An 11,860-nucleotide genomic window follows, 5' to 3' on the forward strand; every position below is an offset into this window, starting at 1 on the left:
CTAGCCGAGGTCGTCGCGCTCCTCGGCGCCGTGCATCTGGTGCACGTCGACCGGCTCGTCGCGCGCGTGCAGTGCCGCATTCCGGGTCCACTCGGCGAGCAGCTTCTCGATGGCCTCGTGGAAGCGGCGGGTGGCCGTTCCGGGCGTCGTGTCGCCGAAGTAGTGCCGCACCCAGCGGCCGAGGCGCACTCCGGCCGCCGAGTCGTGCGAGACCTGGTCGATCCGGTCGCGCACGCTCCCGGCCTCCGAGGCGAGCAGCCACTCGCAGTCCGAGAGGTAGCCGCCGGTGTCGATCTGCGCGTCCTCGGCGACCGGGCGGGTGATCAGCAGCGGCTTGCCGGTGGCGAGGCGGTCGTAGACCATCGCCGAGATGTCGACGATCGCGACGTCGGCGGCGGCGAGCTGCCAGCCGAGCTCGGCCCCCGTGTCGTAGACGTGCTGCGCCGTGGGATCCGCGCGGTTCGCCGCGGCGATCGCCGCCACGATGGCGCGGTTGGCCGCGCCGTACGCGGGGTCGAGCACTCCGCTGCGGGGATGCGGACGGTAGATCAGGCGGTGCAAGGGCGAGGCCAGGACGTCGTTGACGAGTGCCACACCGTGGGTCGCGACCGAGCCGTAGGCGGCGGCCGAGCGGTCGCCCTCCCAGGTGGGCGCATAGAGCACGACCGTGCGTTCGTCGGGCTGGTAGGGGGTGAGCCCGGTGTAGTGGTCGGCCTGCGGGCGGCCGATCGGGATGGCGCGCTTGTCGAAGTCGTAGTCCCAGAGCACGCGCTCGAGGCGGGCGATCGCGGCGTCGCCGGCGACGAACGAGTAGTCGTAGGCCTTGAACTGGTTCGTCGTCATGTACATCTTGTCGCTCTCGCCGTGATTGATGAACACGTGCCAGCGACGGCCGTACCGCATCATCTGGAAGTTGCGGGCGTTCTGGTTGACGTAGAGGACGATCTTGAGCTCGTGCTCCTCGAAGAAGTCCTCGAGATCCTTGACCTTGCGCACGTAGGCCACCGGAACCGGCGATTCTTCGAGCAGCGCGCTCGCGCCGTCGGGGCTGCGACTGAGCACCACCACCGGATGCGTGCGGTCGAGCTCGGCGAGCGGGGCGTACCACTGGCGCATCTGGTAGAGGTTGACGGCGCCGTCGGCGAAGTAGACGCCGATCTCGAACCGGCGGCCGGGCAGCGGGCCGCGCTCGGCGAGCTGGCCGGCCAGGCGCGAGCGCACCGAGCGCCCCGCGAGGAGGTCGCGGACGACCTTCAGACCCAGTTTCGCATCGCTCAGCACACCCACCCGTCAAGGCTAACCACGCCTCGGTGCGGGCCCGACCTGTTCAGCGGATGCGCGGCGCTTCTTTAGTCAATCGTGACCTTGGTGCGGAACGCACCGCGGGCCGGGCTCCCTGGGACGGCGTCAAACGATCGGCGTCAGACGACCGGCTTCAGACGATCGGCGGGCGACCGGCGCGTGCCATCCGGAGCACCGTGCGCCACGACATCGGGCGCCGCTCCCCCGCGCCCGTGCGCCAGCCCTCGGCCCAGCCGCCGAACCAGGCGCGGAGGGCCGCGGGGCGCCTGGCCCAGCGGAGGATCTGGATGCCCGTCCAGCTGCCGACGTAGAGCGGCACCAGCACGGCGGGCAGGTTGCGCTTGGCCAGCCACACCCGGTTGCGGGCGTTCAGGCGGTAGTAGTAGCTGTGCCTCGTGGGCTCGATGGCCGGGTGGTGCGCCACGAGCTCTCCCGCGTACCAGGTGCGGAGGCCCTGGTCCCAGACCCGCCAGGCGAGCTCGATGCCCTCGTGGGCGTAGAAGAAGGGTGCGGCCCAGCCGCCCGTGGCATCGAAGACGGCCCGGGGCAGCAGGGTGGCGCCCTCCCACACCGAGAAGACGTTCCCGGAGGCATCCGGTTCGCCCTTGCGGATGCGCGGCACCCAGCGGCGCGGATTCTCCCGGCCCTCGGGGTCGACGACGCGGGGCTGGAGCAGACCGATGCCGGGGTCGGCCCGGATGAGCGCGATCGCGTCGGCGAGGAAGGTGGGCGAGGGCAGGCTCGCGTCGTCGTCGAGGAAGAAGATCCACTCCCCCGAGACGGCTGCGGCCCCGGCGTTGCGGCCGGCGGGGATGCCGACGTTCTCGGGCAGCGCGAGCGTGCCCACGGCATCCGGAAGCCCTTCGGGCACCCAGCCGTTGCCGACGCAGACGATGTCGAGCTCGACCCCCTCCTGCGCGAGCAGCGAGAGCGCTCCGCGGCGGAGGTCGTCGGGCCGTGTGCCCTGCGTGAGGAGCACGACGCCCACGGACTCGGGCGGGATGCTCAGGAGCGCACCCGCTTGGAGGCCATGATCGCCACGAAGTGCCCCACGAGCGCGAGGATCGACAGCGGCACGAGGGCGATCAGCAGGATGCGATCGGCGTCGACGCCGCCGATGAACAGGCCCACCACGGCGAACGCGAAGATGAGCATCGTGAGCTCGACCGAGTGGTACAGCCGGTGGAAGGGCACGAAGCGAGCGGCTCTCCGGAGGCGTGCGACGAGAGCCTGCGACGGCTCCGACTCGCCGTGCTTGTCGGCGAGCTTCTCGAGCCCGGCGTTCGCCCGCGCCACGTGCACCATGTCGTTGAGCGCCTTGTTCAGCACGATCACGAGGGCAAGCAGGAGGCCGAGCGTCGTCCAGAGGAAGTCCTCCGGGGCGTCGAACGGGAGGCCGGCGGCGCGGAGGCCGAGTGCGATCGGGATGAGCGACTCGGTGGTGTAGTGCCCCACCTTGTCGAGAAACACCCCCGCGGGAGACGAGGTGCGGCGCCAGCGCGCGACCTCACCGTCGCAGCAGTCGACGAGCATCTGCAGCTGGCCCAGGATGAGGGCGAGGGCCGCTCCGCCGATGCCCGGGATGAGCAGGGCGGCGGCCGTGGCCCAGCCCGTGAGGATCATCAGCCCCGTCACGCCGTTGGCCGAGATCGAGGTCTTCAGCAGCACCCACGTGACGTAGGGCGAGAGGTTGCGGAGGTAGAGCGACGCCGTCCAGTGCTCGGCGTTGCGGCGGCCGCGCACCTCGGGCGGCTGGGCCACGGCCTTGAGCTCGGCGATCGACGACGGGCGCCCAGCTGGCGGCCGCCCTGATGGGGATTGCGACACTGTCACCTTCCCGTGTGCGCTGTGATGTTCTTGGTCAGCGTGAGGAAGCCGAGGATGAATCCCAGCCCCCAGCTGAAATGGATGCAGGGCAAGACTACGAGAAACAGTGCACCCGTGCGACCGCCGGCCTGCCGGGCGGCCCCGAGGGCGGTGGCGATCACGAAGAGCGCGTAGACCGCGGGCACGACGAAGCCGAGCAGCAGCCACGGGCCGGCCGCTCCCCCGGCGGCGGTCGTGACGACGCCGGCGATCCCCGCGAGAAGTCCGAGGACGACGACGGCCACCGTGACGGGCGGCACGAAGTACTTGAGCGCGTTCGCGGAGAAGAACCGGCGCGCGAGCTCGCCGCGCCAGAGCCCCGTGGAGAAGAACTGCCGCACGAGCCGCTCGAGCGAGGGCCGGGGGCGGTAGGTCACGACCAGGCGCGGCGTGAACCAGACCACGCCTCCCGCTGCCCGCAGCCGCCGGTTCAGCTCCCAGTCCTGGCCGCGGCGGATGTCCTCGTTGAACAGGCCCACGCGGGTGAGCCACTCGCGCCGGAAGACCCCGAGGTAGACGGTCTCGGCCGGGCCCTCCTCGCCGCCCACGTGGTGGGCGCCGCCGCCGAGGCCGGCCTTCGAGCCGTAGGCGATGGCCACGGCGGTCTCGAACGGCGTCGTGCCCTCGGCCTTCATGATGCCGCCCACGTTGGCGGCCCCCGTGCGGAGCATCGCCTCGACCGCGATGCGGGTGTAGTCGCGCGGCAGCAGGGAGTGCGCGTCGACCCGCACGACGATCGGGTACTGCGACGCCAGGATGGCGACGTTGAGGCCGGAGGGCGTGGAGCCGGTCGGGTTCTCGATCACGCGGATGCGCGGGTCGACCGCCGAGAGTCGCTCGACGAGCTCGGTGGTGCCGTCGATCGAGGGGCCGAGGGCGACGATGACGTCGAACGGGCCCTCGTAGTCCTGGTCGAGCAGGCTCGCGATGGCGGCCTCGACGTGCACGACCTCGTTGAGCACGGGCATCACGTACGAGACGCCGGGGCGCTCACCCAGGTCGGAGACCTCGGCGCTCGTCCCGGGGGTCGGGCCGTCGTCCGGTCCGGTGGTCGGCTGGGTCATCGCATCCGCTCGTCGTCATCCGCTCGTCGTCGTGGCCCGCACACGGAAGACGGGCCGGCGGGCCGCCGTCGCGAGCGACGACGAGCCTACCAGCCCGCTTCGGTGGTGCCGGGATTACGGCGTGAGCTCGCCCAGGGTGACCGTCACGGTCTCGGACGACGAGCCGCGGGTGTACGTGACCTCGGCCTCGCCGCCGGCCGGCAGGGTGCGCACGAGGGCGGTGAGGTCGGTCGAGTTCGAGACCGGGAGGCCGTTGAACGAGGTCACGATGTCGCCCTCACGGAGCCCGGCCGCCTCGGCCGCGCCGCCGGCCGTGACCGTCTGGATCTGCGCGCCCGCGGTGGTGGCGCCATCCGCTGCGCTCGCGTTGCCGACGGTCGCGCCGAGGAGACCGTGGGTGGCCGCACCGTTCGCGATGATCTCGTCGGTCACGCGCTGCACGAGGTTCGACGGGATCGAGAATCCGACGCCGATGCTTCCCGCGGTGCCGGACGAGCTGCCGGCGCTCGCGATGGCCACGTTGATGCCGATGAGCTTGCCCTCGGAGTCGAGCAGCGCACCGCCCGAGTTGCCGGGGTTGATGGCGGCGTCGGTCTGGATGACCGAGAGCGAGATGGTGGACTGCTGGGTGGTGGGGGCCTGCGGCTGGCCCTCCTGGCCGCCCTGGCCCTCTCGGCCGGGGAGGTCGAAGTTCCAGAAGTCGTACGGGCCCTGCTCGCCCTGCTCCCCGTCCTCGTCGGGCACGGAGTCGCTCTCGGTGTCGGGGACCGCCGAGGAGGCCACCGTGATGCTGCGGTTGAGCGCGCTCACGATGCCGTCGGTGACCGTGCCGGCGAGGCCGAGGGGTGCACCGATGGCGATCGTGGTGTCGCCCACGTTGAGCTCGGAGGAGTCGGCGAACTCGATCGGGGTGAGGCCGCTCGCGTCGGTGAGCTTGATCACGGCGAGGTCGGCGATCGGGTCGGTGCCGACGATCGTGCCCACGAAGAGACGGCCGTCGTCGGTCTGCACCTGGATGCTGGGGGTCGAGGCCGCGCCGTCGAGGGTGACGACGTGGGTGTTGGTCACGACGTAGCCGTCCTCGGAGAGGATGACGCCGGATCCGGTGCCCGCGCCGGCATCGCTCGAGACCGAGATGGTGACGACCGAGGGAGAGGCCTTCGCGGCGACCGCGGTGACGAGGGTGGCGTCCTCCGGGTCGTTGACCGTGATGCTCGTGGGGCTCGAGGCGGTGCTGGCGCCGCCTCCGCCGTTCTGGCTGGCGACCCAGGCGGTGACGCCGGCACCGGAGGCACCGCCGATCAGGGCGCCGATGGCGAGGGCGGCCACGAGGGCCACGCCGCCGCGGCGCTTCTTGGGCTTGGGGGCGCGGGACTGGTCGGCGTAGGCGCCGGACGCGGCGTACATGGCCGAGTTGAAGGTGGGGTCGGGCACCGAGCCGTAGGCCGCACCGCCCTGGGCCGGGGTGCCGAAGGAGCCGTTGCCGTAGTTGGCGGTCTGCTGCGCGTGGGGGGCCTGGGCTGCGTGAGGGGCCTGGGCCGGGTGGGGCTGGCCCTGGGCCGCGTAGGGCTGCGTGGCCTGCTGGCCGTAGGGCTGGGGCTGCTGCGCCGTGGGCTGCTGCGCCGTCGGCTGCTGGGCCGTGGGCTGCTGCCCGGTCGGCTGCTGCGGGTAGGTGGGAGTCTGGGGGTAGGCCTGCGTCGGCTGCACCGCCGGAGCCTGCGCCTGCACCGGCGGAACGACGGGGGGCACCACGGCGGTGGTGGCGTCGGAGGGGGTCGCCGCGTCGGCGGCGGGGGCGACCGGGGTGCTGCCCTCGGCCTGCACGTTCTCGGAGCCGCCGGAGTTCTCGACGTGGGAGTTCTCGGCGTGCTGCGAGCCGTCGGCGTTCTCGGGGTTCTCGGTGCGGTCTGACATGTGTGCTCCTTCCAAGCACTCGCAAGCTTCCTCACCCAAGCTGGGCGTTCTCTATGACCAGGCTGTATGCCGACTGCCGTCTCCATAAGACCACGCCATCAAGAGGTGTTCGGAGCGGGCGCTAGGTTGGAGGCATGACCATCTCCGGATCCTGGCAGCGCACCGCGCGCGGCGCCGGCCTCCTCTCCCCCGACGGCCGGATCGCCTCCACCATCTTCGCCGAGATGAGCGCACTCGCCCAGACCACGGGCGCCATCAACCTCGGCCAGGGCTTCCCGGACGAGGACGGCCCCGCCGAGGTGCTCGAGGCGGCCCGGCGCGCGATCGCCGACGGCGTCAACCAGTACCCGCCGGGCCTCGGCATGCCCGTGCTCCGCCAGGCCGTGGCCACCCACCAGCAGCGCTTCTACGGCCTCACGGTCGACGCCGACCGCGAGGTGCTCATCACCGCGGGCGCCACCGAGGCACTCGCGGCCACGATCCTCGCGCTCGTCGACGAAGGCGACGAGGTCGTGACCCTCGAGCCCTTCTACGACGCCTACGGCGGTCTCATCGCCCTCGCCCGAGGAGTGCACCGCACCGTGCCGCTGCGGCTCCCCGGCTTCCTGCCCGACCACGACGAGCTGCGGGCGGCCGTGACCGACCGCACCAAGGTCATCCTGATCAACAACCCGCACAACCCGACGGGCACGGTGCTGCCCCGCGAGACCCTCGAGCTGATCGTGGAGCTCGCGCACGAGCACGACGCCGTGATCGTGACCGACGAGGTCTACGAGCACCTCGTGTTCGGCGTGCAGCACGTCCCCGTCGCGACCCTGCCGGGAGCGCGCGAGCGCACCGTCACCATCTCGTCGGCCGGCAAGACCTTCAGCACCACGGGCTGGAAGATCGGCTGGATCGTGTCGACGCCCGAGCTCGTCACGGCCGTGCTCGCCGTGAAGCAGTTCCTCACCTACGTCAACGGTGCGCCGTTCCAGCCCGCCGTGGCCGTGGGGCTGGGGCTCCCCGACTCGTACTTCCACCAGACCGCCGACACCCTGCGGGCCAAGCGCGACCTGCTGTCGCAGGGCCTCGAGAAGGCCGGCTTCGACGTGACCGTGCCGAACGGCACCTACTTCGTCGTGGCCGATGCCGCTCCCCTGGGCTACCGCGACGCCGCGACGCTGTGCCGCGAGCTGCCGGGCCTCGCCGGCGTGGTGGGGGTGCCGATCAGCGCCTTCTGCAGCGACGAGCACGCCGGGGAGTACGCGAGCCTCGTGCGGTTCGCCTTCTGCAAGAAGGTCGACGTGCTCGAGCGCGCCGCCGCCCAGCTGGCCCGGCTCGGGCGCTGACGCGCGGGCGCTGACGCTGCCGCACTGACGCCCGGGTTCAGCTGCGCGGCTTCAGTCGCGCGGGACCACGTCGAACCGCCGCAGCGCGAGGGCCGGGTTGACCCGCCGCACCTCGTCGATCCGCACGGGGTCGACCCAGGCCACCGCCACGTCCTCCCGCTCGCCGAGCGAGGCGATCGTGACGCCCATCGGGTCGACCACGAGACTCGATCCGACGCCGATCGGCGGGGTCTGGTCGGCGGCCGCGACGTAGACGGTGTTCTCCAGTGCCCTGGCGGTCACGAGGCTCCGCCAGTGGTGCTCCTTGAGGGGGCCGCGCACCCACTCCGCCGGCACCGCGAGCAGGTCGGCGCCCGCGTCGACGAGACGGCGCGACACCTCCGGGAACCGGATGTCGTAGCAGGTCTGCATGCCGATGGTCACGCCCTGGATCGAGAACGTCTCGGGCTCGGCGATCGATCCGGCCTGCACCCAGTCGCTCTCGCGCGCGCCGAACGCGTCGTAGAGGTGCAGCTTGCTGTAACGGGCCACGACGCCCTCGCCCGGTGAGACGGCGACGAGCAGGTTGGCGAATCGTGCCGGGTCCTCGGCGGTGGCGGTGAGGCCCGCGATGACGTGCACGTCGAGCTCGTCGGAGAGCGCCGAGAGCGCCGCCACGAAGGGGCCGTCGAGCGGCTCGGCGTTCTCGACCAGGGCGGCGCCGAGCGGGTCGGCGAAGTAGGACGAGTACTCGGGCAGCACCACGAGCGAGGCCCCGCGGGCCACGGCGGTGCGCACGAGGCGGGAGATCACCTCGAGGTTGCGGGCCTTGTCGTCGTTCGGCGCGAACTGCGCCACCGCGACGCCGAAGCCGATGGGTGCGCCGCTCATGACAGCCTCGCCATCGCCTTGATCGCACGGCGTTCGTCCATGGCGGCGTACCCCTCCGCCAGGTTCTCGAACTCCACCTCGAGGTCGAACACGCGGCCGGGCTCGATCGCGCCGGCGAGCACGTCATCGAGCAGCTCGGGGATGTAGGTGCGGACCGGGGCCACGCCGCCCGCGAGGCCGACGTTGTTGGTGAACGCGATGCCCACCGGGAACTCCACCCCGTGCGGCACGCCCACGAACCCAACACGGGAGCCGGGCCTGGCGATGGCGAAGGCGGTGTTGACCGACTCGCCGGTGCCCACGCACTCGAGCGTCGCATCCGCCCCGATGCCGCCGGTGAGCTCGACGACCGCACCCACGGCATCCTCACCGCGGAGGTCGACGAGGTCGGTGGCGCCGAAGGCCGTGGCGACGGCCTGCCGGGCGGGGTTCCGGCTGAGGGCGATGATGCGCTCGGCGCCGAGGCGGCGCGCGGCGAGCACCCCCGAGAGGCCGACGGCGCCGTCGCCGACCACCGCGACCACGGATCCGGGCACGACCCCGGCGCTCACGGCGGCGTGATGGCCGGTGCCCGTGACGTCGGTGAGGGCGAGCAGGTGCGGGATGAGCGCGTCGTCGGGCCGCCCGCCGGGCACCACCACGAGCGTGCCGTCGGCGTGGGGCACGCGCACGAGCTCGCCCTGGCCGCCGTCGACGCCCCGGGAGGCGTAGACGCCGCCGTGGATGCAGGAGGTGGGCACGCCGTGCAGGCAGTGCACGCAGGTGCCGTCGCTGTAGGTGAAGGGCGAGATCACGAAGTCGCCCACGGCCACGGCGCCCACGTCGGTGCCGATCTCCTCGACCACGCCGATGAACTCGTGGCCGATCCGGGTGCCCGCCTTGCGGCGCGTCTCGCCGCGGTAGTACCAGAGGTCGGAGCCGCAGACGCAGGTGGCGACCACGCGCACGATCGCGTCGGTGGACTGCGTGATCTCCGGATCCGGGACGTCCTGCATGGTGACCGAGTAGGCGTCGTTGAAGACGAGTGCGCGCATGCGCCCAGCCTACCGGCGCGCCCTCTACCGTCTCGCTCGGAGCTACTGTCTCGCTCGGAGCACCAACCGGGAGTAGCCGGGGATCAGGGTGCCGCGCTGGGCCCGCCGTGCGGCGACGGCCAGTGGCGCGCGGGCCTCCGCGTCGAGCACCGCGTTCAGCACGAGGCCGATCTGCGCCATCGCGAGCGGGGCGCCGAGACAGAAGTGGGCGCCGGCACCGAACCAGAGCTGCTTGAGGTCGGCGGCGGGGTTGGCCTCGGGGTCGAAGGGCAGGGCGGCGCCCGTTCCGGCCCGGCGGTTCGCGAGGAAGGTGGCGAGCACGAGGCGGTCGCCCGCCCGCACGGCGACGCGGCCCACGCGGGCGTCGGCGGCGACGCTGCGGAGCATCACCGGCGAGGGGGTCGTGACGCGGAGGCCCTCGGCGATGGCGGGCCCGAGCAGCGAGCGGTCGTGGGCGAGGCGCTCGAGCCAGCCGGTGTCGGCGAGGATGGCGAGCATGCGCGGGAGGTAGGAGACGAGCGTCTCGGTGCCGGTGAGCACGAAGGCGCCGACCGCTCCCATCGCCTCGTCCTCGCTCAGGCCGAGCTCGCGCATCCGGGCGGGGACGGTGTCTGCTGCGGGGACGGTGTCGGCTGAGGGGCGCGTGTCGGCTGAGGGGCCGGTGCCTGCGGTCGGCCCGGGGTCGGCGTCGCGGTAGGCGGCGCGGGCGTGGCGGGTGAGGTCGTCGAGCACCTCGCGGGCGTGGCGCACCTGGGCGGGCGTGAAGCGCGGCCGGGAGAGGCGCACGAAGCCGGTGACCGCCGAGACGCGGGCGAAGAGCTCCTCGCCGCCGGGCACGCCGTCGCCGTCGCCCTCGCGCTCGAGCCCCACGAGGCGGCTGATCACCTGGCCGGCCGCCTCGCGCACCTCGGCCACGAGGTCGACGGCCTCGCCGGCGACGAGGCGTTCGGTGAGGCGGGCGGTGGCGGGGCCGATCGTCTGCCGGGTGAGCTCGTCGACGTAGGCGGGCGCGAAGAGCGGGGCGAGCCGGCGGCGGAGGGCGAGGTGGTCGGCGCCCTCCATGTTGAGCAGCACCGAGGGGCCGAGCACGGGGGTCCAGAGGTCGGCGGGCGATCCGGGGCCGGTCTTGGTGAAGCTCGTGGTGTCGAGCAGCACCGAGCGGAGGAGGGCCGCGTCGGTCACCACCACGCCCACCCTCGGGATGCGCTGCACCGGACGGCCCAGACGCGAGAGCAGGGGGTAGACGAGCGGATGCGCCGCGCGCTGCACGCGCTCCTCCCACGCCCGCTCGGGGCCGGGTCGCGGCGTCCGGCTCACAGCCGCACCACCATGGCGCCGAGCGAGATGCCGCCCGCGAGCCCCACGAGGCCCACGAGGCTGCCAGGCCCGACGGCGCCGCTCGCGAGGGCGAGCTCGAGCTGGAGCGGGAGCGTGGCCGAGGCGAGGTTGCCGTGGCGGGAGATGGTGACGATGGTGCGGTCGCGGTCGAGACCGAGCACCGCCGAGATGGTCTCGTGGTAGGCGAGCGCCACCTGGTGCACGGCCACGAAGTCGAGCTGGTCGACGCCGTAGCCGAGGGAGGCGAGGGTCTCCTGCACGAGGCCGACGCCGAGCTCGGCGAAGGCGCGCTGCAGGGCGCCGCCGTCCATGTCGAAGTAGCTGCCGCCCTCGGCGTGCGGGTTGACCGAGCCGCCGGTGGGGAGCGTGCCGACGGCCCAGTACTCGGAGCGCGCCACGAAGCGGCTGCCGAGGATGCCGGGGGTGGTGTCGGTGCTGCGGGGGCCGGTTCCGTCGTTGCTCTGAGGGTCGGCCGCTTCGAGGATGACGGCGGCGCCCGCGTCGCTCATCGTGTAGCCCGCGAAGGAGCGGAGGAACTGCGCCTGGCTGTCGAGCCGCCAGCGCACGGCGTGCGAGGGCTGCTCGCCGCTCGCGATGAGCACCCGGCGGTACTGCCCGGTCGCGATGAGGGCCTCGGCCACCTGCATCGCGTTGAGCACGCTGTTGCAGGCGTTCTTGACGTCGAACACAGGGCAGTCGAGGCCGAGCTTCGCCGACACGATGTGGCTCGTGGCGGGCTCGATGAGGTCCTGGCTCGCGGAGGCGAAGATCAGGAGGTCGATCGGCCCGGGTGAGCGCTCGAGCACCGTGCGGGCGGCCGCCGCGGCGAGGTCGGAGGTCTGCCAGCCGTCGGGCCGCAGGTGCACCCGCTCGACCCCCGTGAGCCGGCCGATCAGCCCGGTCGCGAGGTGCAGGCCGGGGTTCTCCCGGCGGAGGCGCTCCTCGGTCTCGGCGGTGGAGCGCGTCTCATCAGGGAGGTGGCTCGCCACGGCGGCGATCCGGGCGCGCCTCACGAGGTGGCCCCGCCGGCTCCGTAGTCCCGGGCGGCTCGACCGCTCCCGCCGGCTCGGTCGCTCGGGGCGGCGCCGTCACTCGGGGCGGCCACGTCGCTCCTGCCGGCTCCGTCGCTCCCGCCGGCACC

The 11,860-nt window shown here is 72.8% G+C and carries 10 protein-coding genes; 1 reads left to right on the top strand and 9 read right to left on the bottom strand.

Annotation, left to right across the window (positions count from 1 at the left end; all coding sequences use genetic code 11):
* The 5 genes from Q0D57_RS10515 to Q0D57_RS10535 form a co-directional block, all read right to left on the bottom strand.
* On the bottom strand, positions 1-1,287 hold the full coding sequence (locus Q0D57_RS10515; RefSeq protein ID WP_291042844.1) for a CDP-glycerol glycerophosphotransferase family protein: 1,287 nt from the start codon (positions 1,285-1,287) through the stop codon (positions 1-3).
* Between the two features lie 148 nt (positions 1,288-1,435).
* Positions 1,436-2,290 (bottom strand): glycosyltransferase, encoded by an 855-nt coding sequence (locus tag Q0D57_RS10520; protein ID WP_291042849.1) that lies wholly within the window; start codon positions 2,288-2,290, stop codon positions 1,436-1,438.
* Positions 2,291-2,307: 17 nt separating this feature from the next.
* Positions 2,308-3,129, bottom strand: coding sequence for a CDP-alcohol phosphatidyltransferase family protein (locus Q0D57_RS10525; protein WP_291042852.1), 822 nt, complete (start codon positions 3,127-3,129; stop codon positions 2,308-2,310).
* Positions 3,130-3,131: 2 nt separating this feature from the next.
* Positions 3,132-4,232 (bottom strand): glycosyltransferase family 2 protein, encoded by a 1,101-nt coding sequence (locus Q0D57_RS10530; protein WP_291042855.1) that lies wholly within the window; start codon positions 4,230-4,232, stop codon positions 3,132-3,134.
* Positions 4,233-4,346: 114 nt separating this feature from the next.
* Entirely contained in the window at positions 4,347-6,146 is a 1,800-nt protein-coding gene (locus tag Q0D57_RS10535; protein WP_291042858.1) for a trypsin-like peptidase domain-containing protein, read from the bottom strand.
* 134 nt (positions 6,147-6,280) lie between these two features.
* Here Q0D57_RS10535 and Q0D57_RS10540 point away from each other — a divergent pair, with 134 nt between their 5' ends.
* Positions 6,281-7,477, top strand: coding sequence for a pyridoxal phosphate-dependent aminotransferase (locus Q0D57_RS10540; protein ID WP_291042860.1), 1,197 nt, complete (start codon positions 6,281-6,283; stop codon positions 7,475-7,477).
* A gap of 51 nt (positions 7,478-7,528) precedes the next feature.
* Here Q0D57_RS10540 and Q0D57_RS10545 read toward each other — a convergent pair whose 3' ends face one another.
* From Q0D57_RS10545 to Q0D57_RS10560, 4 genes are read right to left on the bottom strand one after another with little or no spacing between them, the layout of a single operon-like run.
* Complete coding sequence (locus Q0D57_RS10545; protein ID WP_291042864.1) at positions 7,529-8,347, bottom strand: carbon-nitrogen hydrolase family protein; 819 nt, start codon at positions 8,345-8,347, stop codon at positions 7,529-7,531.
* The gene (locus Q0D57_RS10550; protein WP_291042867.1) at positions 8,344-9,381 is read right to left on the bottom strand and encodes an alcohol dehydrogenase catalytic domain-containing protein; all 1,038 of its coding nucleotides are present in this window, start codon (positions 9,379-9,381) and stop codon (positions 8,344-8,346) included. Before Q0D57_RS10550 ends, Q0D57_RS10545 begins: the two co-directional genes overlap by 4 nt.
* Before the next feature lie 42 nt (positions 9,382-9,423).
* Complete coding sequence (locus tag Q0D57_RS10555) at positions 9,424-10,698, bottom strand: cytochrome P450 (protein WP_291042870.1); 1,275 nt, start codon at positions 10,696-10,698, stop codon at positions 9,424-9,426.
* Positions 10,695-11,732, bottom strand: coding sequence for a 3-oxoacyl-[acyl-carrier-protein] synthase III C-terminal domain-containing protein (locus Q0D57_RS10560; RefSeq protein WP_291042873.1), 1,038 nt, complete (start codon positions 11,730-11,732; stop codon positions 10,695-10,697). The genes Q0D57_RS10555 and Q0D57_RS10560 overlap by 4 nt, the downstream gene beginning before the upstream one ends.
* Between the last annotated feature and the right edge of the window lie 128 nt (positions 11,733-11,860).

It is taken from the genome of Herbiconiux sp., assembly GCF_023264895.1.
Taxonomy (GTDB): domain Bacteria; phylum Actinomycetota; class Actinomycetes; order Actinomycetales; family Microbacteriaceae; genus Herbiconiux.